Below are 23,857 nucleotides of genomic sequence, written 5' to 3' on the forward strand. Positions count from 1 at the left end.
AAGAGGGGTAGGGGTTTTTGTGTGGCCAGTGCCGGGCTCTCGCGGCACAAGCCACCCAGATCAGAAGCTGTAATCCACCGTCGCGAAGTACGACCGTGGTATCCCCATCAACCACTGCTGCCCGCTGAACGCCGACTGCACATACTCGCGATCGAATAGGTTGTTCAACTGCAACCCCAATTTCACATCCGGCAACACCTGCCAGGCGATGTTGGCATCGACCACGGTGTACCCGGGGGCGCTCTGGGTATTGGCGGTATCGGCATAACGCTCATCCACATAGCGCGCCCCAATGCCGGCCTCGACCTGCTGGCCGAAGCCTTTACTCAACCAGAGGTTGGCGGTACGCCGTGGCACGTTGGCCGGCCGGTTGCCTGCGCGGTCCTGCGGCAGGCCGCCGACCATTTCGTCGAAGTCGTCGTACTTGGCGCGTACCAGCGATGCGTTGGCCGACACCTGCCACTGATGGGCCAGGGCCAGCTCCAGCGTCGCTTCCAGGCCATCGGAGGTCTGCTGCCCGGCTTGTTGCTTCTCGTGGGTGATCGGGTCGTCCACCAGCAGCTTTTTCTTGACGATGTGGTAGGCGGCAAGCGTCCATTCGCCACGTCCCTCCCAAAAGCGCTGCTTGAGACCTGCCTCGGTCTGCTTCGCCTCGGTCAGGTCATAGTTCATCTGCGCGGGGCTGAGGCTGATGAGGTTGTTGACCCCGTCCTCACTGGTCGAGTACTGGCCGTACAACGACAGGTCGTCGTTGAGTGCGTACACCAGCCCGACGCGCCAGTTGCCCCCTTGCAGGCTGCGATCGCTGCGGCTGTCGTTGGTCAAGTTGTTGCGGTCGATGTGGTTCTGGTCGCGACGCACGCCGGTAACCAAAGACAGGCGATCGCTCAATTGCAGGCGGTTCTCGGCAAACAGGGCAAAGGTATGGGTGGTCGAGAGCGTTTGCGGCCGCAACGGCGAGTCGCTATGGAACCCGCCGGGCTGCGGCTGCCACGGGTCGAGGTAGTCGCCGCCCACATCGTTGTAGGGTGAATTGCTGTCGACGTTGAATCGCACCTTGTTGTACTCGGCACCGAGCACGGTCTTGCTGGCCAGGCCGAACAGGGTGTGGTCGAAGGTGAAGGTTTGACGGTCGCCGAACTGTTCCTGGTTGTGCTTGATTTCCAGGTAGCTGCCGCGCAGCAACTGCTGACGCCCGGCGTCCCAGCTGAAGTCCTCGGCGTTGCGCCAGTGGCGGCGGCTTTTGATGTAGTACAGCTGGTTGCTGGCGCTGAGCTGGTCGTTCAACGCCCAGTCGGTCGTGAGCCGGGTCCATTCATCAACGTACTGCTGCACGTCATTCTGCACGTTGTAGTTCTTTTTGCGCAGGCTGCTGTGGTAGTGGCCGTCGATCAGCGGGGTACCGTAGTAGTTGGCAGGTTGTGCATCGCCGCGGTCATGGGCCAGCGTGAAGCTGAGGTCATCACTGGCGTCAAAACGCAGCGCGGCGCTCAGGACCAGGCTACGTGAAGCGGTGCGGTCGACCCAGCCATTGCCGGCCTGTTGGTTCAGCGTCAGGCGGTAGCTCAGGCGCTCGCTGAGGCTGCCGCCGCTGTCCAGGCCGAGCTGCTGGCGGTCCCACGAGCCGTAACCCAGGCGCAGGTGGTTGCGCACCTCGCCGGCAAAAGGTTTTTTCGGGATCACGTCGATCACTGCGCCGGTGGCGCCTTCGCCATGCACTACCGAGGCCGGGCCGCGAATCACCTCGATGCGTTCGACCATCCACGGGTCGACCGGGAAGGTCTGTGTGCCGGCACCGGTGTACAGGCGCGCGCCGTCGAACAGGGTCATCACTGAGCTGTGGCCGGCAAAGCCGCGGGCAGACAGGCCTGTACCGCCGTCCCCCGGGGAGCCGACGAAGGTGATGCCCGGCGAGCGGGTCACTGCATCCTGCACCGTGATGTTGTTGCGCTGCTGAATCTGCCGTTCGCTGATACTGCTGGTGCTGGCCGGTGTTTCCATGGCGCTGAGGCCAAGGCGCGAGCCGGCCCGGGTCGGCGTGGCCAGGTCGATGGTGCGGCTGTCCAGGGTGTCGGTGATGGCCGTGGAAGGCAGGGCCAGAGGCTGCGGGTCGCGGTCATCAGCCAGCGCCGGCAGGGCAACGGCCAGGCAGGCCGCCAGGGGGTGAAGCTTGAACATACGGGACATGTCGTTCCACTGCTGCAGGAATGAATGGATCCCGGTGGAAAACACGCAAAGGCGAACCATGCAGGCAGGCGCGCGCACGGATTCCGGCCTGCGCCCGCCCACCGCGGGTTGCCAAGTGAAGCTCCAGGCCGGTCTCCGGGCTTGCGAGGGGCATGAAACCTTCACCTTCCCATGCTTGAGCACAGTGGTATCTCGAAGGGTTCACTCGCTTACCGTTGCGGGGGCAGCACCGGACTTGTCGTGGGCAACACGACGCACCGGTTTCCCGTTTCACCCTGCGCGCGGCGGCGCAGGGCACCTGAAACTGACGCGCATCTGACCATTGAAAGGCTGGGGCGTCAAATGTTGGTGTGCTGTGAATGCTGAGAAAAAACAACAGGTTGTGCGTTCTTTCGGCGCCGGAGCCCCATTCGGCAAGAACATCAGGCCCCAGCGTGATGAGTTGGCTGGGGAGGCAGGCTTGCCTGAAAAGCTAGCGCCCGCGGCGCCGCGATACCCGTGCCTCGATGTTCTTGCGCCCGATCAGCAGCGGCGGCTTCTCCACCACCGGCTCATCCGCCAGCCATTTGTACATCACCAGGCAGTCCACCAGCCCCAGGCGGGCATGACGGTAGGCCTTGGGCAAACGGCCGACTGTTTCAAAGCCCAGCTTGTGCCATAGCGCCACGGCCACTGCGTTGGTGGCTACCACCGAGTTGAACTGCAATGCCAGAAAGCCTTCCTGGCGCGCCAGCTTTTGCGAGTGCTCGCACATCAAGCGCGCCACGCCCCGGCCGCGCGCCTGTTCGCAGACCATGTAGCCGCAATTGCCCACATGCGCACCAGGCCCGGCAGCATTGGGCTTGAGGTAATACGACCCCAGTAGCTCGCCATCTTCTTCGGCCAACAGCGTGTGCAAGGGCAGCTCCAGCCACAGCTGGCGGGCCTGCTCGAAGCTCAGCGCCGGGTCGAAAGCGTAGGTTTCACGGGCTTGGACAATGGCCTGGAAGGTGGGCCAGAAACGATCGAAATCTTCCGGCGTCATGGGGCGAATGTGGATCATGCGGGTTCCTGCGCGGGGTGAGCCGCCCAGTGTGGGTGGCGCGGCGCCGTCGCGCAAGGGCGCCGACGCCGTTTGTGCTCAACCGTTGGCCTTGCCCACCGCGTCCATTGCGCGGGCCGAGTACACCAGCGCGGCACCGGCGTTCATGGCCACGGCCACGCCGAGGGCCTCGGCAATTTCCTCGCGGCTGGCACCCGCTTTGACGGCCTGTTGCGAATGCACGGCGATACAGCCGTCGCAGCGGGTGGTCACAGCCACGGCCAAGGAGATCAGCTCGCGGGTCTTGGCATCCAGGTGGTTGGTCTTGGCGCCTGCACCGCTGGCGGTCATGTAGCCGGCTACGGTGTCGGGGGAGAGTTGCTTGAGATCGCCGATGCCGGCCATCAACTGCTTACGGTAGGCGTCCCAGTCCATCATGCTCATCGTCTTCACCTTGGAGGGTTGCGAGTGGAGCTTTCAGGCTAGTCGAAGCGTGGCACGTGCGAGGCGGTACTTTGGTGGGTAAACGCAGGCCACTCGTACAGTGGCCTGCGTTGAGCCTTCAGATGTAGATGAACACCAGCACCAACGCCGCGACCACTGCCCATTTTTCCAGGTAGTAGCGCATGCGGTTGCGCTTTTTCAGCGCCTTGCCACGTTCGCGGATCTTGTAGATGCGGGTGAACAGGCGGTTGATGCCACCGGTCTTGTCGCTGGCATCGTTGGGCGCTGCGGCAGCGGCCATCACGTTGCGGCTGAACCAGCGGTTGAACGCAGTTGCCCAGCGGTACTTGAGCGGGCGCTCGACGTCGCAGAACAGGATGATGCGGTTGTGCTCGGTGGTGTTGGCCGCATAGTGGATGTAGGTTTCATCGAAGATCACCCCCTCACCATCGCGCCACGCGTATTTCTCGCCGTCCACGTCGATGTAGCAGCCGTCGTCATTCGGCGTGTCCAGGCCCAGATGGTAGCGGTACGAGCCGGCATACGGGTCACGGTGGCGCACCAGCTTGGCTCCCGGAGGCAGGGTAGCGAACATGGCGGCCTTGACCGTGCCGATGCCTTGCAACAGCTCGGTCGTGCGCGGGCAAAGGGCCATTGCCGACGGGTGGCTTTCGCCATACCACTTCAGGTAAAAACGTTTCCAGCCGGTCTTGAAGAACGAGTTGAAACCGACATCATCGTAATTGTCGGATTTCTTGATTTCGCCTACGTGCAGCAACTGGCGGCCTTCCTCACGGATCTCCTGCCAGTGGTCCTGCAGCGGTTTCAGTTCTGGGAAGGCCTCGACCGGCAGGTAGGGCTTGGCCGGGTGTTTGGAGAACAGGTACAGGAAGGTGTTGATCGGGGCCAGGAAGCTGGAGTGGTCGCCCAGCTGGCGAGTCAGCTTGTGGCGAACCCGACCGCGCAGGTGAACATAGGCGATCGAGAAGACGAAGATAAGTACGAGTGCAATTTTCATGGACGTTTACTTGTCGAAAAATGGCCATGCTCCGAGGCATGAGCCCGCCAGCATAAACAATCATGGGGGTAGTTTGTACTTATTGTTATGAAACTGCGGGGCGACATTGGTGTAATACCCTACCGCCTTGCGCAAACGTTTCATGTCAGGGAGTTTGTATGGTTCAGGATATACGTCCCAGCGGTAGCCCGTTCAAGCGGCTGTTCTTCGCCTTGCCGGTCAGCGACGCGCAGCGCCGTGACCTGGCCCAGTGGCGGCGCGGGCTGAACCTGCGCAGCGGCAAACCGGTGCCGGCGGCCAACTTCCACGTCACGCTGTTGTTCCTCGGCGATGTAGATACCGCCCAGGTGCCTTCGATCTGTGCGGCAGTCGATCAACTGGCGCTGCCGGCCATGGCACCGCGGCTTCTGCTTGACCGCTTGCAGGTGTGGCAGCGGGCCGGCGCGCTGGTGCTGGAGCCACAGCAGACACCGCCAGCCCTGTTGCAACTGGTGTACGGCTTGCAGCAGGCACTGCTGCCGTTGGGGGGGGAGGCGGCCAACCGTGAGTATCGGCCACACTTGACCCTGTCCAGGGATTACCGCGGGCAACCACCCGAGGCCAGCAGCGCGCCGGAGTTCTACCTCAGCGCGCGCCACTTCACGCTTTACGAGTCGCGCAAGGGCGCTTACCGGCCCTTGGCGCAGTGGCCGCTGGCAGGCTGACCCGGGGTCAGAGTTGCGGGGTGTATTTCACCGTCAGCATGAAGTTGCGTGGCTCGCCATAGTTGTTGCTGCCATTGAGCTGGTTGAAGCCTGCAACCCAGTACTTCTTGTCGAACAGGTTGTTGGCGTTGACGGCAAGGTTCACTTCGGGGGTTAGCTGGTACGCCAGGCGTGCGCTCCACACGGTATAGCCAGGCACGGTGTAGGTACGCTCGTAGCCGAGGGTGTGGCTCTGGGTGGTGAAGCCCAGGCCGGTGCTCCAGCGCTGGCCGTCCAGTGGCAGGGTGTAATCGGTCCATGCACGCAGCATGTGCTTGGGTGTCCACTGGCTGAAGGTGCGGCCTTTCTCGTCAGGGTCATCGAGGAACTTGGTGGTGTTGTAGGTGTAGCCTGCGAACAGCTGCAGGCCACTCAGCACTTCGCCGCTGATTTCGGCTTCAACGCCTTGGCTGCGCACCTTGCCCGCTGCGGTGGAGCAGTACCAGTCATCGCAGGCGAAGCCCGAGGCTACGTCGGTGACGGCGCGGTTTTCCTGGTCGTAGCGAAACAGTGCGATCGAGGCGTTGACCCGGCCTTCGAGCAGTTCGCCCTTCAAACCCGTTTCGTAGTTGCTGCCGATCACCGGTTTGAGCGGCGCATTGCCCACGGCGCGTTCGGTTTGCGGTACGAACACGTCGGTGTAGCTAGCGTACCAGGCCCATTCGCGGGTCAGGCCATAGACAAAGCCGGCATAAGGGGTGACTTGGCCCGTTTCGGTCATGCGGCTGGTGGGGTAGCGGGTACCGGTGTCGGTCAGGCTCTCGAAGTCGATCGAATCCCAGCTGTAGTCGAACCAGCTGACACGCGTGCCGAGGATCAAGGTCAGATCCTGGGTAGGCTTGATGCGCCAGGCGCCATACAGGCCCTTCTGGCGGATGTCGTAGCTGGCCCTGTTGGAGCGTGCAGCGTCGCCATCGAATACGCTGTCGCGGCTGGGCTCCGGGCGGTCATGGTCGATGTCGAAGATGTTGCCGCCGGCGTCGAAGTTGCGCCAATAGGCGTCATCCGACGTCAGTTTGGAATAGTTGCCTCCCACGGTGATTTCGTGGGCCAGGGGACCGGTGTTGAAGTGGCCTACCACGTTCATGTCCAGGCCCAGCTTGGTCGAGTGAAAATCGGTGAGCCAGTCGGCGTAGGTGATGCCGCTGCCGTCAGGCGCAACGCCCTGGCGGGTGCTTTGCACGCGCTGGTGGGTGGATGTGTTGGTTTCATCCATGCGTACGGCTGCGGCCTTGAAGGTCCAGTCATCGTTGAAGCGGTGTTCAAGGTCCAGGTAGTACGTGGTGACGTCGGTTTCTGCGCGGCTCCAGCGGGCGCCGGTGTAAGTCGAACGCGGCAGGTCGACCGGTTTGCCACTGGCGTAGCGTGGGAGGCCGCGTAGCATCGGCCGGGACTGCTGACGGTTGTAGCTTATGCCGCCGCCCACTGTCGTCGCATCGGTCAGGTCGATGTCCAGCGAGCCGTACAGCGAATGGTTTTTGCTCCAGACATAATCGATGAAGCTGTCGCTTTGGTCCTCGTCAGCGACAAGTCGCCCGCGCACACGGCCGTCGGTCGTCAGCGGGCCGCCGGCATCCAGCTGCAGGCCATAGTGGTCCCAGGAGCCAGCTTTGCCTGTCAGCGTAACGGCCGGCGCCGTTTGGCCACGCTTGCGCACCAGGTTGATTGCGCCACCTGGGCTGCCGGTGCCTTGCAACAGGCCCGAAGCACCGCGCAGCACTTCCACCCGGTCGAAGAACACCAGGTCCTGGGTTGCCCAGTTGCCCAGCGAATAGTTGTTTCGCGTAATTGGCACACCGTCGTATTGCCAGTCATCAATCTGAAAGCCACGCGAGGTCACGACCACGCCAGGGCCAATGCCCTGCGCGCCGACAATGCCCGTGGTGTGGTTAAGCGCGTCCTGCAAGTCGGTGATGCCCTGGTCATCCAGTTGCTTGCGCGTGATGACGGTGACTGACTGGGGAATCTCCTTGAGGGTGTGCGTGCCTTTGCCCAGGGTCACCGCGCGGGCGGCATACGACCCGGTGCCTTCGCTGGTTGCACCCACATAGTTGTCGGTGATGCTGGTGCTGCCCAGTTCCATGACGTCGCTGCCCAGATTGCCAGCCGCCACACTGAAATGGCCCTCGGCGGAAACCCACAACTGCAAGCCGCTACCGGCCAGCGCAGCTTGCATGGCCTGCTCGGCACTCATGTGGCCGACCACGGCAGGTGCCTGCTTGCCGCGCACCAGTGCTGGCTCCAGCGCGATGATGTGGCCGCTCTGGCTGGCGATGCGGTTGAGCGTGTGAGCCAGGCTGGCGGGTGGCAGGTCGAACACTTGGGTCTGCGCCTGGGCAAGCACGTTGAAGCTGGCCAGGGCAGCGACCAGAGGCAGGGCGCGGGGCAAGGGGTTGTACACGGATTACTCCCGAATGAAGTGGCTGTCAGGAGGTATGTGGGATGAGCAAAGAAAACTTGCCACGATTGCGAATGATTTTGATAAATATTTTTATCAGGCGGATTTCAGGTCGATCAACATCAGCCATTGGCCATAGCGCTGCACGCTGATTGGAAGGGCCTCGGCCAACGCCTTGAACGCTTGCTGTGGCTGGTCCAGATGAAATACGCCCTGCACCCGCAGATCGCGTGCCGCGGGGGCGAGCCGGATGTAGCCGCGCTGGTAGGGGCGCAGCGCGTCGATCACCACATGCAGAGGCTGGTCGAGGACCTCCAGGCGGCCCTCCAGCCATGCAGCACGTTGCTGTTGCTCGCCTGTCAGGCGTTCTATGGTGTTGTTCCGTAGCAGGGCAGCCTGCCCTTGCTGCAGCTCCGCCCACTGTCCATTGGCCAGACTGGCGCGGACGCTGTGCTGCAGTACCACAACACGTGTGGCGTCCTGCTCCTGGCTGACCAGAAACCGCGTCCCCAACGCCTGCACTTGCCCTTGCGCGGTGCGCACGCGCAAGGGGCGCAACGGATCGCGCGCAACCTGGATCAGCAACTCGCCGTGACGCAGCACCAGAAGGCGCTGTCCGGCATCGAACTGCACGTCGACCGCACTGGCGCTGTTCAGGCTCAGGCGGCTGCCGTCTGCCAAGGTAAAGTTGCGCCGCTCGCCAAGGCCCGTGTGCAAATCGGCCAGCCATCCTTGGGTGGTGTCGCTGCGCCATCCACCCCACAGCGCCGCGCCGAACAGCCCCAGACTGGCCATGACGCCAACTACGTCACGCCGTGAGCGAGTAGGCTGCATCAGCAATCGGCGTGCCTCTGCTGCTTGGCCAGGGGACCGCTGATCCAGGGCGAGCAACGCCGCGAACGGATGGCCAAGGCGTTGCTCCAGGCGGTTCCAGGCCTGTTGGTGAGCGGGGTCTTGCTGCAGCCACAGCCTGACCCGTTGCAGCAGCGCCGGGTCAGGCGTAGCGGCCCTGAGCTCGACCATCCAGTCGATGGCCTGCTCGCTGACCCGGTCCAAGGCAGGCCTGCTCATGCCTGCACCTCGCACAGGTAACATTGGCGCAGCGCCTGTTTCATGTAGCGGCTGACAGAGCGTTCACTGATCTGCAGCTTTGCCGCGATGTCGGCGTAGTGCATGCCGTCGAGCTGGCTGTATAGGAAGGTGGCTTTGACGACTGCCGGCAAGCCGTCCAGTGCCTGATCGATGCTCACCAGGGACTCGATCAGCAGCAGTTGCTCCTCGGCTGATGGCGCTACGGCCTCAGGCAGCAGAGCCAGGTGCTCCAGGTAGGCCTGCTCGAGCTGGCGACGGCGATGGCGATCGAAGATCAGCCGACGGGCGATGACGGTGAGGTAGGCGCGAGGCTGCTGAATGCTGTCTGGGTCGACACGTGCGCTGAGCATCTGGCAGAACGTTTCGGCGGCGGTGTCCTCGGCGTCGGTGTGGTTGCGCAGGCGTTTCTGGATGTGCTGGAGCAACCAGCGATGGTGGTCGCTGAAGAAAAAGCCCAGTTTACGGGTCGATGTGCTGTCCAACGCCTGGCTTCCGGCTGTGAGTGTGAATCGTTCTCAATGGTAGCCGGGTCGTCTGATTTCCTGCAATGGGTGGCTTGCAGAACCGAGGCTGCCGCTACTTGAGTAGCGGCACTGCGCCGGTTCAGGCTGCGGCCTGGCAATCTGCAAACAGTTTTTTGCCCAAAGCGTGTGCGTGGTGCAAGTGGGGAAGCTGGTCAGACCCTTCGCTGTCATCCAGCAATGTGGAACTGAGTACTTCTGCGCCGCAATAGTCGAAGATGCCGTGCTCGATCTGCACGCGCATCGCCTCGCCATAGCCATGCCGCTCGAAGGTGCCTGTATCGGCACCTGCAATGCCGACCAGGTGAACCTTCATGCCGCGCAATTTCTTGACCGTGGTGCCCCCTTCATAGTCGAACGCCCAGCCGTTGCTGAATACCCGCTCGACCCAGCCCTTGAGCAAGGCCGGCAGCGACCACCAGTAGATCGGATAGACCAGCACCAGGGCATCGGCGCGCTCGATGCGTACCTGCTCGTTGAGTACATCGGCCGGCGGTGCTGCCAGCCGGCGGTGCACGGCATGGTCTGCCAGGCTGAAGCGGGGGTCGAAGCCTTCGCTGGCCAAGTCGGCGATTTCGCTGCTGTGGCCGACGCTGGCCAGGCCGTCGGCAACCTGCCGGGCCAGCGCGTGGGTGAGGGATTGCGGGTCATGGTGACCGACGACGATAAGAGCGTGCATGGTGGCTCTCCATTCAAGGATGCAGGGTGGCCTGAAGCGTTATATACTCCAGGTAAGTTACGATTAGTAAGTTACTTTTGGTAGGTAATCGATGTCAAGCGATGATCAAGCACGTTCCCGCAAGCGCCTGAGCCGCGACGACCGACGCAGGCAGTTGGTGGATATGGCCTGGCAATTGGTGCGGGAGGAGGGTACCGATGCCTTGAGCCTGGGCCGCCTGGCCGAACAGGCGGGGGTGACCAAGCCGGTGGTCTACGACCATTTCGAGACCCGCAACGGGCTGCTGGTGGCGCTGTATCAGGAATACGATGCGCGTCAGTCGCAGATGCTGGCGCGAGCGTTGGCCAGCTGTGAAGCCAGCCTGGCCAGCCGCGCCCGGGTGATCGCCGAGGCCTACGTGGACTGCGTAATGAGCCAGGGCCGGGAGATACCTGGGGTGTCGGCAGCGCTGGCCGGGTCGCCGGAAATGGAGGCGCTGAAGCGGGCGTACGAGCAGCCGTTCCTGGACAAGTGCCGTGAAGCCTTGGCCGGGTTTTCGCCCAGCGGCAATGTAGGGGTTGCCGGCATGCGCCTGCTGGTGGGGGCAGCGGATGCACTGTCCCAGGCGGCTGCAGCAGGGGAACTGGAGGCCGGGCAGGCCAAGGCTGAGCTCAAGGCCGCAATTATCGCCATGGTCGAACGGCAAACATGAAGCGCCGACCACTGTGTGGGCATGCTTGATAAACTGGCTTCGCTACACAGGCAAGCTCAGATAGGGCTGTTCATCCCCCGGGCTGCGCTCGAACTGGCGCTTGTACTCGCGACTGAACTGCGAGGTGCTCTGATAGCCCACCCGGTGCGCTGCCTGCGCTACTCCCAGGCCTTCGCCGATCAGCATCTGCTGCGCCTTGAGTAGCCGCAAGCGCTTGAGGTACTGCATCGGTGCCATGTCGGTGCAGCGCTTGAAGTGTTCATGGAAGGTCGAAACGCTCATGTTGGCCCGCGCGGCCAGTGCCTCCACGCTCAGAGGCTCGGCGTAGTGCTCGCGCAGGTGGGCGAGGGCGGCGCCGATGCGGGCGAAGTGCCCCTGTTGCTCCACCAGTGCTCGCAACACACCGGCCTGCGGGCCGCGCAGCGCGGTATACAGCACCTCGCGTACGCGCGCCGGGCCCAGTACCTTGGCGTCAAGCGGGTCCTGCAGGCAGTGCAGCAGCCGTTCCACACTTTCGCGCATTGGCGCATCCAGTGCTGCGGAGGTCATCGATTGCGGTGTTTGCGCCTGTACTGCAGCGTCCGGCACCAGGCCCATGCTCTGCACCAGTTCACCTAGCACGCCACGGTCGATGTCCACCGCCACGCCCAGCAATGGCGCGTCAGGGGTGGCGAAGGTTTCGCACATGAACGGCACCGACAACGCCTGCACCAGGTAATGCCCGGCGCCGTACTCCAGGGTGCGCGGCCCCAGGCGCGCCAGCTTGCTGCCTTGGGCCAGGATCATCAGGCTTGGTTCGTAGATCTGCGGGCTGCTGGCCACATAGTGGTCCCAGCTCAGCACCTGTACCTGGGGCAGGTGCGTGGGCACAAAGCCTGGGCGCGTGGCGAGGCTGCGGATCAGTGCGCAAAGCGGCGCATTGGCGTCGACGTGACGGGTCAGTTGCATGGTGGACCAAGGGCAGAGAATCAGACAGTTTGATCATCGCAGATTGAGGGCGTGGCGCCAGGTGTTAGATGACTCCTTCGGAGAATCAGGCATGCATGCCGGAGAATCAGCCGTGGGCGAGGCGGCGAACGACGCGCAGAATGCGTCGCCTGAATCGTTTCACTTCACTGCGAGGCCCTGCATGTATACCGCCATCGGTTACGCCGCTCAAACCCCCACCAGCCCCCTGGCCCCCATGACGTTCCAACGCCGCAGCCCGCGCCCGGATGACGTCGCCATCGACATCCTGTACTGCGGCGTGTGCCACTCCGACATCCACCAGGCGCGCAACGAATGGGGCATTGCAGTGTACCCGCTGATGCCGGGCCACGAGATCATCGGCCGGGTCACGGCGGTGGGCGACAAGGTCACCGCGCACAAGGTCGGTGACCTGGTAGGCGTCGGCTGCATGGTCGACTCGTGCCGTACCTGTGAAGCCTGCGCCAAGGACCTGGAGCAGTATTGCCTCGAGGGCCCGACCATGACCTACGCCACCCCGGACCGGGTCGACGGCAGCAACACCATGGGGGGGTACTCCAGCAGCATCGTGGTCAGCGAGCACTTCGTGGTGCGCATACCGGCCGGCATGGACCTGCCCAGCGCTGCACCTATCCTGTGTGCCGGCATCACCACCTATTCGCCGCTCAAGCACCACGGCGTTGGCCCGGGTCACAAGATCGGCATCCTCGGCATGGGCGGCCTGGGCCACATGGGCATCAAACTGGCCAAGGCCCTTGGGGCGGAAGTGACCCTGTTCACGCGCTCTCAGGCCAAGGCCGAGGAAGCGCGCCGCCAGGGGGCCGACCATGTGATCGTCTCCACCGATGCCGAGCAGATGCGCGCCGCTGCTGGCCGTTTCGATTTCCTGCTCGACACCATTCCGGTGCAGCACGACCTCAACCCGTACCTGGAAACGCTGAAGTTCGACGGTGTGCACATCCTGGTCGGCCTGATCGAACCGATCGACCCGGCATTGCATGCGGCCAACCTGGTGATGAAGCGCCGGGTGCTGGCGGGGTCGTTGATCGGGGGCATTGCCGAGACTCAGGAAGTACTGAACTTCTGCGCCGAGCACGACATCCGTTGCGATATCGAAATGCTGGATATCCGCAACATCAACCAGGCCTACGAGCGGATGATTGCCGGTGATGTGAAGTACCGGTTCGTGATCGACATGGCCACGTTACAGGGCTGATGGATCGGTTGCCTGCACGGGCCTCTTCGTGGGCAAGCCCGCTCCTACGCCGCCCTGTGTAGGAGCGGGCTTGCCCGCGAAGGGGCCCGTGCAGGCAGCACCGATGCAGCCGTTTTACCAGGCCATCGGCTTGTCCCAGCCCTTCCAGAACAACCATCGCCGCACCTCGCCGTGCGCCCCGGTACCGATCTGCCACTCGGGCCGCCCGCTATCCAGCGCAATCACCGAAATAACCCCCGCATGGCTCGCCGCCACCAGCGTTTGTCCGTCGGCGCTGATATCCATCGCACTGATGGTCGATCCCAGGTAATGCTGCCAATGCTCCGTACCCTCTTCGCCAAACGCCCGCAGGTAGCCATAGGCATCCCCTACGATGTACTCGCCATCGCGCGCAACCCCCGCATACACCCTTGCACCATCCTGCACCAGCGGGGTACGCGGGTCCTGGCTGTAGTAATCGGTATCCAGCCCGTGCAGGTCTGCCACCCTCACGGCCAGCGTGGCACCGCTGTAGAAATGGCAGGCATTGACGATCAACTGGTCACCGGCGCGGTTGAACAAGGCAAAGTGCGGGTATTCACTGCCCGGGCCGATGTGCGCCAGCGGCTTGAGTCGTTCGTCCAGAACAAGGTGTCGGCTGCCTTGCTCACCCACGACGATCAGCCGGCCATCCGCCGACACCGCACCATGCTCCATGCTCAGCCCCAGGCTGATGTCGTCCGGGTCGGTGCCCTCGGCCAGCTCATCGAGCACGCGTGCCTGCTGTGGCAGCAGGCGAGTCGCACCTTGAGTGGCCAGCACGAAGATACCTTCGGCACTCACCAGCAGCACTCGCTGGCCATCGGGGAAGGGGATCAGCGCGGTCGGTGTGGGCGGCAGGTCGAACGGCTCGAACGGGTAACCTGGCGGCAACCCCTCCAGCCCCGTAGGCCAGGCCAGGCGCTGCACTTGCGGGCCGCCCCAGCCATCGGTCACACGCACGCCCTCGGCATTGGCCAGGGCGAAATAGCGCCGCGCCGGGCAACGGCCAAAGTGTTCGATGCCGATGACCGGGGTTACCCCATGGTGATCGATACGCACCACCTGGCCCTTGTCGTAAGGCATACCGATGCGGGCCAGCAGGCTGCCATCTTCCAGCAGCAGGACATGGCTGATGCCTTGGCCGTGGTCTTCGAGCATAGGTATCAAGGGGTGGTGTGCGGGTGGCCAGGCCTCGCGAAATGCCTGACGCTGCGGTTCGTCCATGCCAGGGCGGTTGGCTGCCTGCAGGGCTGCCAGCCAAGCGTCGAGCAGGTGTTCGGTGGCGGGTGCCTGCGGCTCTTCGAGGTTGTCCCAGCCGTGCGCACGGCCCTGCGCGACGTAGTCGTTGACGGCCTGGGCATAGGCGATGACTGCCTGCTGCCACTGCTGCTGGGGGTGCTGCTTGTCCATGAGCGGATCGGGCTCCTTGTTGCACGCGCGTTTCACACAAAGCGCGCATGGTACTCCTTCTGCCTGCCCTGCGGTTGTGAGGCCCCAGCTTGACGCGTACCATGCCGGGCATTCCTATCCATAACAAAACGTACGTTGGCACCCCTGCAAGCGGGTGGCTGGCGTGCGACCTGTTGCTTTGTCTGCGGAGAAGCGGTTTCCACCCATGAACGGACCCATACCCTCACACCTGCCGCCCACAACGGGCAGCGGCAGCTGGCTGAGCGTCATCGCCCTGGCCTTGGCGGCCTTCATTTTCAACACCACCGAGTTCGTCCCGGTGGCGCTGCTCAGTGACATTGGCCGCAGCTTCGACATGAGCACTGCCCAGGTCGGCCTGATGCTGACCATCTATGCCTGGATCGTGGCGCTGGCCTCGTTGCCCATGATGTTGCTGACCCGCAACATCGAACGGCGGCGTCTGCTGCTGTTCGTGTTCCTGGTGTTCATTGTCAGCCACTTGCTGTCGTGGCTTTCGCAGAGCTTCGCCATGCTGCTGGTCAGCCGTATCGGCATTGCCCTGGCGCATGCGGTGTTCTGGTCCATCACCGCCTCGCTGGCGGTGCGTGTGGCGCCGCCGGGTCAGCAGGCCAAGGCGCTGGGCCTGCTGGCCACCGGCACTACCCTGGCCATGGTCCTGGGCATCCCGCTGGGCCGAGTGGTGGGCGAGGCACTGGGCTGGCGCATCACGTTCCTGAGCATTGCCGGGGTAGCGCTAGCCACCATGCTGTGCCTGATGAAATCGCTGCCGCTGCTGCCCAGCCAGAACTCCGGTTCGTTGCGCAGCCTGCCGGTCCTGTTCAAGCGCCCGGCACTGGTCATTACCTACTTGTTGGTGACGCTGGTCATTACCGCGCAGTTCACGGCTTACAGCTATATCGAGCCGTTCGCCCTGCACGTAGCGCAGATCGGCGGCGACCGCACCACACTGTTGCTGCTGTTGTTCGGCGGTGCCGGGGTTTTTGGTTCGTTGTTGTTCAGCCGTTACAGCGACCGCTTCCCGCATGGCTTCCTGGTGGGTTCGATCGGGGTACTCGCCGCGTGCCTGTTGCTGATGTTGCCGCTGTCGGGCAACTTCTATGTGTTCGCAGTGCTGAGCATGTTCTGGGGCGTGGCCATTCTCAGCTTCAGCCTGGCGTTGCAGTCCAAGACCCTGAAGCTGGCGTCCGACGCCACCGATGTGGCCATGGCGCTGTTCTCGGGTATCTACAACATCGGTATTGGCGGTGGTGCGCTGCTGGGCAGTATCGTCAGCAGCCAGATGAATGTGGCGGATATCGGCCTGGTGGGTGGCAGCGTGGCAGTGGTCGGGCTGGTACTGGCCGTTGCCAGTACCCGGCGCTTTCGCGAGGCGTTGGCACGCTGAGCCGGGGCCGCTCAGGCCCCTTGCCAGTCAAGTAGAGACTCAGGCCAATACTGCAGCCCATGCCGATATCAACAAAACCCCCGCCAACACTTGGTTGAACACCCGCAACCGCCCCGGTGCCTGCAGCCACCGGGTGCTCCCCACCCCCAACACCGCCCACGCGGCCATGCTCGGCAGAGCGATCAGCAAGAACACCAGCGCCAGCTGCCACACTGGCAACGATGGCGCGGCAAATACCCCGACCACCGCCACGGCCATCAACCACACCTTGGGGTTCACCACCTGCAACGAGGCAGCGCTGAGCGCACTGAAGCCTGGCGCCGTGGTCGTGTGGAGCGGGGCGGCGGCACTGCGTAGCATCTTCCACGCCAGCCTGCTCAGCCACAGCACCCCGGCCCAGCTCATCAGCTGTTGCGCCAGGGGGTGGCGCAGCAGCAGTTCGCCCAGCCCCAGCCCGACGAGCAGCACAATGGCTGCAGCCGCGCCACACGCCGCCACGATCGGCACCAGGCTTGCGCGCAGGCCCCGGCGGGCGCCATGGGCGAGGATCAACAGGTTGGTCGGCCCCGGGCTGATGCTGGACACCAGGGCAAACAGAATGAAGGGCAACAGCGACTGCGACATGGTTCAGGGCTCCGTAACATCGAAGCACCATGTTCGCTGCCCGCCGGCATTCAGTCTGGAAGGTTTGAGCAGCGCCTGCGGTAGTCGGCCGGGGTCAACTGGTAAGCGCGGCGGAACCAGCGCCCCAAGTGGCTCTGGTCGGCAAAGCCCAACGCCACAGCCACTTCGGCAGGTGTCTGGCCTTGGGCAAGCAGGCGCCGCGCGCGGGCCAGGCGCAGTTGGATCAGGTAGGCATGGGGTGCAATGCCGAACGCCGCCTTGAACGCACGCGTCAGGCGAAAGCGGTCAATGCCGCAGGCTTGGGCCAGGTCCTCCAGGCCGATGTCGCGCTCCAGATTGGCATGCAGGAAGTCCCGGGCGCGCTGTGCGGTCAGCGGCAGGCGCGGGTCGGGGTTGATGCGGCGGCGCCAGTGCAGGTGGCGGGTCAGGCAGGCCAGCAGATCGTCCATGGCCGTTTGCCTGACGATGCGCAAGTCCTGCTCATGCACGGCCCGGAAGGCCAGCGCGGTGGCCCGCGCCAGGCGTTCGTCGTGGCACAGGGTATCGGCAAAGCTGGGCAGGCTGTCCCCCGGCGCGTGCTCGTACAGCGCGCGCAGCTGTTGGTCGAGCCAGGCGGGCTCCAGGTACAGCGTCGAATAGGTGAAGCCTTCTTCGGTGGGTGCCAAGCCATCGTGGATGTCGCCAGGCTCAAGTAAAAATACCTGCCCCGGCGTACTGCGGTGGCGCACCCGGCGGCAGTTGAACTGCTGCACGCCCTGCTCGGTAACGCCGACCAGGAAGCTGTCGTGCCAGTGGGGATCATAGGCATGGCCGACAAAATGCGCACGGACCGACTCGATGCCGGTGTCGGCGTCTTGTTTGAAGTCGATCCAGTTGCTCATGGACGTGTACCGTGGGGTAAATGGCTACCTTAGCGCAATGCCCCCGGCTCAGTCTGGAACGATTGTGCAGCCGTTGGTCAGGGCCCGGGCGCGCAGGGCCTCGAAGCGTTCGCGTAGCCACAGGTGCAATTGCTTCACGGCAGGCGTGAGTTGTTTGCGATGAGGGCAGACCAAGGTCAGCGGGGTAGGCTCGCCGATCAATTCGGGCAGGACCATTTCCAGTTCACCGGCCGCGATGTTGGCGCTGACATCCAGCCACGACTTGTAGACGATACCTTCCCCCTGGATGGCCAGGCGGCGGATGACGTCGGCATCGTCACTGACCAGCGGCCCACGCACCTGCACGGTGCGGTTACCCAACTGCCACTTGTCGTACACCCGGCTGTGCTGCATATACAGCAGGCAGGCATGCTGTTGCAGCGCGTCGGGGGTGAGCGGGCGGCCGTGACGGGCCAGGTAGTCGGGCGAGGCCACCAGCACTCGGCGGTTCCACTCGGCCAGTGGCAGGGCGATGTAGTTGGCATCCTGGTTGAGGCCATAGCGGATGGCTACATCCACGGGGTCGCGGTTGAGGTCGGCCATCTGGTCGGACAGCAAGAAGCGCAGTTGCAATGCCGGGTGGTCGTGGCGGAAGGCGCTGAGCCAGGGCAACAACATGTTGCGGCCCATGTCGGAAGGGGCCGACACCTGCAGGGTGCCGCGCAGGCTATTTGGGTTGCCATGCAGATCTTCATGGCCCTGGCGCAGGCTTTCCAGCACATTCAGTGCGGTTGGCAGGTAGCGCTCGCCCTCGGCGGTCAGGCGCAGGCTGCGGGTGGTGCGGGCGAACAGGCGTACATCCAGGTCGCGCTCCAGGCGTTTGATCGCGGCCGCCACCTGGCCTGGCAGCAGGCCTGCTTCATGGGCAGCGGCAGTGAAGCTACCCAGCACGCTGCTGCGGGCAAACAGTTCGAGGTCGGTGATGCGCAGCATTTTCATTCCAGGGATGAAAGTGTTGTTACATTGTGCCGCTTTTTCTTTTTTGCTGGAAAGATAAGATGCCCGGCAAATCCACTGTTCACTCCGGAGTTGTCGCATGGATACCGTATCGCTGGCCAAGCGCCGTTACACCACCAAAGCTTACGATGCCTCACGCCGCATTCCCCAGGCCACTGTCGACGCCCTGCTCGAGCAACTGCGTCACAGCCCGTCGTCGGTCAATTCCCAGCCCTGGCATTTCATCGTCGCCGACACGGCCGAAGGCAAGGCCCGCCTGGCCAAGAGCACTGCTGAGGGTTATGCCTACAACACGCAGAAGCTTCTCGATGCCTCGCATGTGATCGTGTTCTGCACCCGTACCGAGATGACTGAAGAACACCTGAACGCCGTGCTCGATCAAGAGGCCGCCGATGGCCGTTTCCGTGATGAGCAAGCGCGCGCCGGGCAAAACCAGAGCCGCCGTCACTACGTCAACCTGCACCGCTTCGACCAGAAGGATGTGCAGCACTGGATGGAAAAGCAAACCTATTTGGCGCTGGGTACTGCCTTGCTGGGTGCGGCGGCGCATGGGCTGGATGCCACGCCGATCGAGGGCTTCGACAGCAAGGTCCTCGATGCCGAACTGGGCTTGCGTGAGCGTGGGTTCACCAGTGTGGTTATCCTGAGCCTGGGTTATCGCAGTGAGGCGGACTTCAATGCCGGGCTGAACAAGTCGCGGTTGCCGGCATCGCAAGTGTTCACCTTCCTGTGAGGTTTGCGGGGCCGCTGTGCGGCCCTGGCAATGCTGGCGGTAAATCGGCAAAGCCCTGGCGTCGACCACCCGACCAGGCAAACTGGCAATGACCCGGCATATACCGCATACTTGTCGGCAAATGCCGAAAAGGAGCCTGCCATGCTTGCCGAAGTGCTACGCGACAACGGTTACCACGAGTACCGGGCGCGCTTGCAGGCGCTGCTGGACATTCCCGAGCTTGCCAGCGACTTCGAAATCCACACCCGCATCACCGATGGTTTTGCCGCCACCTGGTTGGTAAAGCTGACTGAACGCGGTGTGCTCACGCCGGTGGAGCGCGACCAGATCATTCCGCTGCGCACCCTCAAATCCCGTATCGAGCGTGACCAACCGCTGACCGTGGATGAGAGCGACCGGCTGTTCCGCTCGGCCCACATCACCGCCATGGCCGAGGCTGTGTTCGGGGAAGTGGGCAAGGCCAAGCGCTGGCTTTCCAAGCCTAAGGAACGCTTCTCGGGGCTGACGCCGATGCAGATGCTCACCACCCAGCAAGGCACCACGCAGGTCGAAGAAATGCTGCTGCAGATTGCCGAGGGCTATGGCCTGTGATTTTGTGGCGAATCAGCGCCTATGCAGACTTGAGCGGTACGGGGGGCTTGCGTGTAAGTGGCCGCTGGCACCAGGCGGGTCGGCCAGTGGTGTATGCCGCCACCAGCCCTCCCGGGGCGATGCTGGAAGTATTGGTGCACCTGGAGATCGACCCCGAGGATTTCCCGACCACCATGCGCTTGCTTCGCATCGAACTGCCCGACACGGTTTCCCAGGCGCAGTTGCCCGCTTTGCGGCCCGGCTGGTCTGCTCAGCCTGAGTTGACCCGTACGCTGGGCAATCGCTTTCTGGATGACGGTTCGGCATTGCTGCTGCCGGTGCCAAGCGCGATCATGCCCAGCACCACCAATTACCTGTTCAACCCACGGCACCCACAGGCGCAGAGCGCGAAAATCCAGGTTGAGGATTTCACGCCGGACAGCCGCCTGTTCTAGCCTCTGTACGAAAAGTCTTGAGACGCAGGTCAGGCAAGGCGAAAACAGCCGAGGTGGTCACCACAGTGCGGCCGATGCTGTCGTCAGCACTCGGCCAAACACTTCGAGCGCCTTGTCCACGTCAGCCTCGGTGCTGAAACGGCCGATGCTCAAGCGCACACTGTTGCGAGCCTGACGCTCATCCAGCCCCAGTGCCAGCAGCACATGCGAGGCAGCGTTGCTCGCCGAGTTGCAGGCCGAGGTGGTCGACAAGGCCAGCTCGCCGGCCAGCGCCGTGCTGTTGAAGCCCTTGCTGTCGATGCACAGGTTCAAGGTATGGGGAATGCGTTGCTTGGCGCAGCCGTTCAGGGTAACGCCAGGCATGGCCAGCAGGCCTGTGCGCAGGTGTCTTGCCAGTTGCTCAAGGCGCTGGTGCTCGCTGTCGCCAGGTTGGCCGGCCAAGGCAAAGGCACTGCCCATGCCCGCTATCTGATGGGTCGCCAGGGTGCCGGAACGCAGGCCCTGCTCATGGCCGCCGCCGTGCATCTGCGCACGCATCAGCACGCGGGCGCGCGGCCCGACATACAGCGCGCCGATGCCTTTCGGCCCGTAGACCTTGTGCGCCGAAAAAGACATCAGGTCCACGGCCATCGTACGCAGGTCGATAGCCAGCTTGCCCACGGCCTGCGCGGCATCCACGTGCAGCAGGGCACCGTGGGCACGCACCTGCTCGCCGATCGCGGCAAAATCGGTGACCGTGCCCAGTTCGTTGTTGACCGCCATCAGCGATACCAGGCGGGTGTCAGCGCGCAATGCTGCCTGCACACTCGCGGGTTGAATCAGGCCAGCGGCATCCGCTGCCAGGCGCGTAACGGCCCAGCCCTGACGTTCCAGCTCGGCCACGGTGTCGAGCACGGCCTTGTGTTCCAGCTGGCTGGTGATCAGGTGCCCGGGCTGGCCGATGCCTTGGGCAATACCCTTGAGCGCCAGGTTGTTGGACTCGGTCGCGCCCGAGGTCCATACCAGGTGCTCGGCGTGCGCGCCGACGCACTCGGCGACTTGTTGGCGCGCCTGCTCCACGGCGTGACGTGCAGCCTGGCCGAAGGCGTGGCCGCTGGACGCCGGGTTGCCGAAGTTGGCCTGGTTACCCAGGTAGGCGAGCATGGTTTCGATAACCCGGTCGTCGACTGGGGTAGTGGCGGCATAATCGAAGTAGAGTGGGGCGCTAGGCATTGAGGGCGGGTCCGTGTCAGTGGCCGTGAAGTCGGCGATCATTGACGTAAGCGTACCTGCCAGCAGCGGTGTTTTTTTCGTTTCCCTCAGGTCGATTCGCGATTATTTTAGAAAAAAATTCTCTATCGAAGATCTTTCATGGGATTTTCTACTTTTCCTGGTGAGGGCCATGAAGGGTCTCTCGCCGGTACCGTCAGGTGGGCTCCAGAGCCTTCTCTTCCTCTGCAACCACGCGCTCGCACAATTCCGTGATCTGCTCGCGCATCCAGCGGTTGGCCGGGTCCTGGTCGGTGCTTTCATGCCAGTACAGGTGCGTTTCCAGTGCAGGGACCTCCACCGGCAGCGCCTGATAACGCAACTGATGGCGACGGGCGAAGCGCTCGGGAACCGTCATCGCCATGTCGGTCTGCTGCAACACCTGCGACGCCATCAGGTAGTGTTGCGAACGCAGGGCGACCTTGCGTTGAACCCCCATCTTGCCCAGCGCCAGGTCGACGTAACCCAGGCCGTTGCGGCGGCTGGAGATATGGATGTGGGTCATGCCCAGGTAGCTGTCGAGGGTCAGCTTGCTGTCAGCCAGCGGGTGGCCCTGGCGCAGGGCGCAGACATAGCGGTCTTGCATCAGTTTGATGTGGCGCACCTGCGGGTCGGTGTTCAGTGGCGCGTCGATGGCAAAGTCCAGGCGGCCGGCCGCGAGTTCCTTGGTGGTCTCGCGGCGCTTGCACAGGAAGCTCTCGATCATTACCGCCGGCGCCAGGCGGCGCAGGCGCTGGAACAGCGGCGGCAAGATGACCGCCTCGGTCAGGTCGGTCATGCTGATGCGGAAGGTCTTGTTGGCCTGCTGCGGGTTGAACGTGCGGCTTTCCTGCACCGAGGTCCGCAGCAGCGCCAGGGCGTTGCGCACCGGGCCGATGATGTTCTGCGCCATGGGTGTGGGCACCATGCCTTGCGCGGTGCGCACGAACAGCGGGTCATTGAAGGTTTCGCGCAGGCGCGACAGGGCATTGGACACTGCCGGCTGGGTAATGCCGACGATCTGCCCGGCGCGGGTCAGGTTGGCTTCGGTGTAGATCGCATCGAACACGATGAACAGGTTGAGGTCGACCTTGCTAAGGTTCATGGGCGCCGCTCTTTGTTGGAATTATCGGCCGATCATATATCGGTTATGAATGTTTATACACGCGGAAAATAGACTAGGTGGATGGAGCAATGCTGCTCTAGGCTCTGGCCCAAGTATTCCGAACTGTGAAGGTAGCCCAGATGGATTTCGCCTATTCGCCCAAGGTCCAGGCACTGCGCGAGCGTGTCACTGCGTTCATGGACGCTCATGTCTACCCCGCCGAAGCCGTGTTCGAGCGCCAGGTCGCCGAGGGTGACCGCTGGCAGCCCACTGCAATCATGGAGGCGCTCAAGGCCAAGGCCCGCGCCGAAGGGTTGTGGAACCTGTTCCTGCCAGAGTCGGAATACGGTGCTGGCCTGAGTAACCTGGAGTACGCACCGTTGGCAGAAATCATGGGCCGCTCGTTGCTCGGGCCGGAGCCGTTCAACTGCTCGGCACCGGACACCGGCAACATGGAAGTGCTGGTGCGCTATGGCAGCGAGGCGCAGAAACGCCAGTGGCTGGAGCCGCTGCTGCGGGGCGAGATCCGCTCGGCGTTTGCCATGACCGAACCAGACGTGGCCTCGTCGGACGCCACCAACATGGCTGCTACCGCCATACGGGACGGTGACGAGTGGGTGATCAACGGCCGCAAGTGGTGGACTTCCGGCGCCTGCGACCCGCGCTGCAAGGTCATGATCTTCATGGGCCTGTCTGACCCTGAAGGGCCACGCCACCAGCAGCATTCCATGGTGCTGGTGCCGACCGACACGCCAGGCGTGAAGATCGTCCGCCCGCTGCCGGTGTTCGGTTATGACGATGCGCCCCATGGTCATGCCGAAGTCCTTTTCGAGAATGTGCGGGTGCCGTACGAAAACGTGATCCTTGGCGAAGGCCGCGGCTTCGAAATTGCCCAGGGCCGCCTGGGCCCAGGGCGTATCCACCACTGCATGCGCTCGATCGGCATGGCCGAGCGCGCACTGGAGCTGATGTGCAAGCGCTCGGTGGAGCGTACTGCTTTTGGTCGGCCACTGGCACGCTTGGGCGGCAACGTCGACAAGATCGCTGACTCGCGCATGGAAATCGACATGGCCCGGCTGCTGACGCTCAAAGCGGCCTACATGATGGACACTGTCGGCAACAAGGTGGCCCGTAGCGAGATCGCCCAGATCAAGGTGGTGGCGCCGAACGTGGCCTTGAAAGTGATCGACCGGGCTATCCAGATATATGGTGGGGCAGGGGTAAGCGGTGATTTCCCGCTGGCCTACATGTATGCCATGCAGCGCACCTTGCGCCTGGCTGACGGGCCGGATGAAGTGCACCGGGCCGCGATTGGCAAATACGAGATTGGCAAGTATGTGCCGGTGGAGATGTTGCGCAGCGGGCGGTGAACGCGTCAGCCTGCCCCGGCCCATTCGCGGGTGAACCCGCGCCTACACGGGCAGCACTCAGCTTGCCCGCGACGTGGCCAGTGC

Annotated in this window: 23 protein-coding genes and 1 riboswitch; of the genes, 8 read left to right on the forward strand and 15 right to left on the reverse strand. The window is 63.5% G+C overall.

Going from position 1 to position 23,857, the window contains the following annotated elements; translation table 11 throughout:
* Window positions 1-60: 60 nt before the first annotated feature.
* From QYE47_RS03205 to lpxO, 4 genes are all read right to left on the reverse strand, one after another.
* A complete protein-coding gene (locus QYE47_RS03205; RefSeq protein ID WP_070384485.1) occupies window positions 61-2,187 on the reverse strand; it encodes a TonB-dependent siderophore receptor in 2,127 nt (708 codons plus the stop codon).
* Between the two features lie 108 nt (window positions 2,188-2,295).
* Window positions 2,296-2,504: riboswitch (cobalamin riboswitch) on the reverse strand.
* Between the two features lie 155 nt (window positions 2,505-2,659).
* The gene (locus QYE47_RS03210; RefSeq protein ID WP_003250500.1) at window positions 2,660-3,229 is read right to left on the reverse strand and encodes a GNAT family N-acetyltransferase; all 570 of its coding nucleotides are present in this window, start codon (window positions 3,227-3,229) and stop codon (window positions 2,660-2,662) included.
* A gap of 78 nt (window positions 3,230-3,307) precedes the next feature.
* The gene (locus tag QYE47_RS03215) at window positions 3,308-3,652 is read right to left on the reverse strand and encodes a carboxymuconolactone decarboxylase family protein (RefSeq protein WP_014591592.1); all 345 of its coding nucleotides are present in this window, start codon (window positions 3,650-3,652) and stop codon (window positions 3,308-3,310) included.
* A 118-nt stretch (window positions 3,653-3,770) separates the two neighbouring features.
* A complete protein-coding gene (gene lpxO, locus QYE47_RS03220) occupies window positions 3,771-4,670 on the reverse strand; it encodes a lipid A hydroxylase LpxO (RefSeq protein WP_014591591.1) in 900 nt (299 codons plus the stop codon).
* Between the two features lie 158 nt (window positions 4,671-4,828).
* On the opposite strand from lpxO, the gene thpR reads away from it, so the two are divergent.
* Entirely contained in the window at window positions 4,829-5,374 is a 546-nt protein-coding gene (gene thpR / locus QYE47_RS03225) for an RNA 2',3'-cyclic phosphodiesterase (RefSeq protein WP_014591590.1), read from the forward strand.
* Window positions 5,375-5,381: 7 nt separating this feature from the next.
* Here thpR and QYE47_RS03230 read toward each other — a convergent pair whose 3' ends face one another.
* The 4 genes from QYE47_RS03230 to QYE47_RS03245 all read right to left on the reverse strand — a co-directional run bounded on the left by QYE47_RS03230 (window position 5,382) and on the right by QYE47_RS03245 (window position 10,103).
* Window positions 5,382-7,814 (reverse strand): TonB-dependent receptor, encoded by a 2,433-nt coding sequence (locus tag QYE47_RS03230; RefSeq protein ID WP_301158886.1) that lies wholly within the window; start codon window positions 7,812-7,814, stop codon window positions 5,382-5,384.
* Between the two features lie 93 nt (window positions 7,815-7,907).
* Complete coding sequence (locus QYE47_RS03235; RefSeq protein ID WP_070384044.1) at window positions 7,908-8,882, reverse strand: FecR family protein; 975 nt, start codon at window positions 8,880-8,882, stop codon at window positions 7,908-7,910.
* Window positions 8,879-9,385, reverse strand: a complete 507-nt coding sequence (locus QYE47_RS03240; RefSeq protein WP_070384043.1) for a sigma-70 family RNA polymerase sigma factor — start codon at window positions 9,383-9,385, stop codon at window positions 8,879-8,881. Before QYE47_RS03240 ends, QYE47_RS03235 begins: the two co-directional genes overlap by 4 nt.
* 121 nt (window positions 9,386-9,506) lie before the next feature.
* On the reverse strand, window positions 9,507-10,103 hold the full coding sequence (locus QYE47_RS03245; RefSeq protein ID WP_070384042.1) for an NAD(P)H-dependent oxidoreductase: 597 nt from the start codon (window positions 10,101-10,103) through the stop codon (window positions 9,507-9,509).
* A gap of 91 nt (window positions 10,104-10,194) precedes the next feature.
* Between QYE47_RS03245 and QYE47_RS03250 the strand changes: the two genes are divergently transcribed.
* Window positions 10,195-10,794 carry a TetR/AcrR family transcriptional regulator gene (locus tag QYE47_RS03250; protein ID WP_070384041.1) on the forward strand — a complete coding sequence of 200 codons (600 nt, stop codon included), beginning with the start codon at window positions 10,195-10,197 and terminating at the stop codon, window positions 10,792-10,794.
* 42 nt (window positions 10,795-10,836) lie between these two features.
* On the opposite strand, the gene QYE47_RS03255 is transcribed toward QYE47_RS03250, so the two are convergent.
* Complete coding sequence (locus QYE47_RS03255; protein WP_070384040.1) at window positions 10,837-11,742, reverse strand: AraC family transcriptional regulator; 906 nt, start codon at window positions 11,740-11,742, stop codon at window positions 10,837-10,839.
* A 181-nt stretch (window positions 11,743-11,923) separates the two neighbouring features.
* On the opposite strand from QYE47_RS03255, the gene calA reads away from it, so the two are divergent.
* Entirely contained in the window at window positions 11,924-12,976 is a 1,053-nt protein-coding gene (calA, locus tag QYE47_RS03260; protein ID WP_014591583.1) for a vanillin reductase, read from the forward strand.
* 114 nt (window positions 12,977-13,090) lie between these two features.
* Here the strand turns inward: calA and QYE47_RS03265 are convergent, their stop codons facing one another.
* Window positions 13,091-14,407 (reverse strand): hypothetical protein, encoded by a 1,317-nt coding sequence (locus QYE47_RS03265; protein ID WP_014591582.1) that lies wholly within the window; start codon window positions 14,405-14,407, stop codon window positions 13,091-13,093.
* Between the two features lie 205 nt (window positions 14,408-14,612).
* Between QYE47_RS03265 and QYE47_RS03270 the strand changes: the two genes are divergently transcribed.
* Entirely contained in the window at window positions 14,613-15,812 is a 1,200-nt protein-coding gene (locus tag QYE47_RS03270) for a sugar transporter (protein WP_014591581.1), read from the forward strand.
* A gap of 39 nt (window positions 15,813-15,851) precedes the next feature.
* Here the strand turns inward: QYE47_RS03270 and QYE47_RS03275 are convergent, their stop codons facing one another.
* The 3 genes from QYE47_RS03275 to QYE47_RS03285 are packed head-to-tail and all read right to left on the reverse strand — an operon-like array spanning window position 15,852 to window position 18,289.
* Window positions 15,852-16,436: a LysE family translocator gene (locus tag QYE47_RS03275; RefSeq protein ID WP_014591580.1), complete on the reverse strand. Its 585-nt coding sequence runs from the start codon at window positions 16,434-16,436 to the stop codon at window positions 15,852-15,854.
* Between the two features lie 50 nt (window positions 16,437-16,486).
* Window positions 16,487-17,317, reverse strand: coding sequence for an AraC family transcriptional regulator (locus QYE47_RS03280; protein ID WP_070384039.1), 831 nt, complete (start codon window positions 17,315-17,317; stop codon window positions 16,487-16,489).
* 48 nt (window positions 17,318-17,365) lie between these two features.
* On the reverse strand, window positions 17,366-18,289 hold the full coding sequence (locus QYE47_RS03285; RefSeq protein ID WP_014591579.1) for a LysR family transcriptional regulator: 924 nt from the start codon (window positions 18,287-18,289) through the stop codon (window positions 17,366-17,368).
* A gap of 103 nt (window positions 18,290-18,392) precedes the next feature.
* Between QYE47_RS03285 and QYE47_RS03290 the strand changes: the two genes are divergently transcribed.
* The 3 genes from QYE47_RS03290 (at window position 18,393) to QYE47_RS03300 (ending at window position 20,071) form a co-directional block, all read left to right on the forward strand.
* Window positions 18,393-19,046: an oxygen-insensitive NAD(P)H-dependent nitroreductase NfsB gene (locus tag QYE47_RS03290; protein ID WP_014591578.1), complete on the forward strand. Its 654-nt coding sequence runs from the start codon at window positions 18,393-18,395 to the stop codon at window positions 19,044-19,046.
* A gap of 141 nt (window positions 19,047-19,187) precedes the next feature.
* Window positions 19,188-19,637, forward strand: a complete 450-nt coding sequence (locus tag QYE47_RS03295) for an antitoxin Xre/MbcA/ParS toxin-binding domain-containing protein (protein ID WP_014591577.1) — start codon at window positions 19,188-19,190, stop codon at window positions 19,635-19,637.
* Window positions 19,634-20,071 (forward strand): RES family NAD+ phosphorylase, encoded by a 438-nt coding sequence (locus QYE47_RS03300; RefSeq protein WP_070384038.1) that lies wholly within the window; start codon window positions 19,634-19,636, stop codon window positions 20,069-20,071. Before QYE47_RS03295 ends, QYE47_RS03300 begins: the two co-directional genes overlap by 4 nt.
* Window positions 20,072-20,128: 57 nt before the next feature.
* On the opposite strand, the gene QYE47_RS03305 is transcribed toward QYE47_RS03300, so the two are convergent.
* Together QYE47_RS03305 and QYE47_RS03310 are read right to left on the reverse strand one after the other, a co-directional pair.
* Window positions 20,129-21,283: a cysteine desulfurase family protein gene (locus QYE47_RS03305; protein WP_070384484.1), complete on the reverse strand. Its 1,155-nt coding sequence runs from the start codon at window positions 21,281-21,283 to the stop codon at window positions 20,129-20,131.
* Window positions 21,284-21,476: 193 nt separating this feature from the next.
* Entirely contained in the window at window positions 21,477-22,403 is a 927-nt protein-coding gene (locus tag QYE47_RS03310; protein WP_014591574.1) for a LysR family transcriptional regulator, read from the reverse strand.
* Window positions 22,404-22,543: 140 nt separating this feature from the next.
* Between QYE47_RS03310 and QYE47_RS03315 the strand changes: the two genes are divergently transcribed.
* On the forward strand, window positions 22,544-23,773 hold the full coding sequence (locus QYE47_RS03315; protein WP_070384037.1) for an acyl-CoA dehydrogenase: 1,230 nt from the start codon (window positions 22,544-22,546) through the stop codon (window positions 23,771-23,773).
* Window positions 23,774-23,857 lie beyond the last annotated feature (84 nt).

The sequence above is a fragment of the Pseudomonas sp. 2,4-D genome, from assembly GCF_030418155.1.
Classification (GTDB): Bacteria; Pseudomonadota; Gammaproteobacteria; order Pseudomonadales; family Pseudomonadaceae; genus Aquipseudomonas; species Aquipseudomonas alloputida.

Coding starts and splice junctions, on each gene's coding strand:
- QYE47_RS03205 (WP_070384485.1), bottom strand. CDS start 2,187: ATGTCCCGTATGTTCAAGCTTCACCCCCTGGCGGCCTGCCTGGCCGTT.
- QYE47_RS03210 (WP_003250500.1), bottom strand. CDS start 3,229: ATGATCCACATTCGCCCCATGACGCCGGAAGATTTCGATCGTTTCTGG.
- QYE47_RS03215 (WP_014591592.1), bottom strand. CDS start 3,652: ATGAGCATGATGGACTGGGACGCCTACCGTAAGCAGTTGATGGCCGGC.
- lpxO (WP_014591591.1), bottom strand. CDS start 4,670: ATGAAAATTGCACTCGTACTTATCTTCGTCTTCTCGATCGCCTATGTT.
- thpR (WP_014591590.1), top strand. CDS start 4,829: ATGGTTCAGGATATACGTCCCAGCGGTAGCCCGTTCAAGCGGCTGTTC.
- QYE47_RS03235 (WP_070384044.1), bottom strand. CDS start 8,882: ATGAGCAGGCCTGCCTTGGACCGGGTCAGCGAGCAGGCCATCGACTGG.
- QYE47_RS03245 (WP_070384042.1), bottom strand. CDS start 10,103: ATGCACGCTCTTATCGTCGTCGGTCACCATGACCCGCAATCCCTCACC.
- QYE47_RS03250 (WP_070384041.1), top strand. CDS start 10,195: ATGTCAAGCGATGATCAAGCACGTTCCCGCAAGCGCCTGAGCCGCGAC.
- QYE47_RS03255 (WP_070384040.1), bottom strand. CDS start 11,742: ATGCAACTGACCCGTCACGTCGACGCCAATGCGCCGCTTTGCGCACTG.
- calA (WP_014591583.1), top strand. CDS start 11,924: ATGTATACCGCCATCGGTTACGCCGCTCAAACCCCCACCAGCCCCCTG.
- QYE47_RS03265 (WP_014591582.1), bottom strand. CDS start 14,407: ATGGACAAGCAGCACCCCCAGCAGCAGTGGCAGCAGGCAGTCATCGCC.
- QYE47_RS03270 (WP_014591581.1), top strand. CDS start 14,613: ATGAACGGACCCATACCCTCACACCTGCCGCCCACAACGGGCAGCGGC.
- QYE47_RS03275 (WP_014591580.1), bottom strand. CDS start 16,436: ATGTCGCAGTCGCTGTTGCCCTTCATTCTGTTTGCCCTGGTGTCCAGC.
- QYE47_RS03280 (WP_070384039.1), bottom strand. CDS start 17,317: ATGAGCAACTGGATCGACTTCAAACAAGACGCCGACACCGGCATCGAG.
- QYE47_RS03285 (WP_014591579.1), bottom strand. CDS start 18,289: ATGCTGCGCATCACCGACCTCGAACTGTTTGCCCGCAGCAGCGTGCTG.
- QYE47_RS03290 (WP_014591578.1), top strand. CDS start 18,393: ATGGATACCGTATCGCTGGCCAAGCGCCGTTACACCACCAAAGCTTAC.
- QYE47_RS03295 (WP_014591577.1), top strand. CDS start 19,188: ATGCTTGCCGAAGTGCTACGCGACAACGGTTACCACGAGTACCGGGCG.
- QYE47_RS03305 (WP_070384484.1), bottom strand. CDS start 21,283: ATGCCTAGCGCCCCACTCTACTTCGATTATGCCGCCACTACCCCAGTC.
- QYE47_RS03310 (WP_014591574.1), bottom strand. CDS start 22,403: ATGAACCTTAGCAAGGTCGACCTCAACCTGTTCATCGTGTTCGATGCG.
- QYE47_RS03315 (WP_070384037.1), top strand. CDS start 22,544: ATGGATTTCGCCTATTCGCCCAAGGTCCAGGCACTGCGCGAGCGTGTC.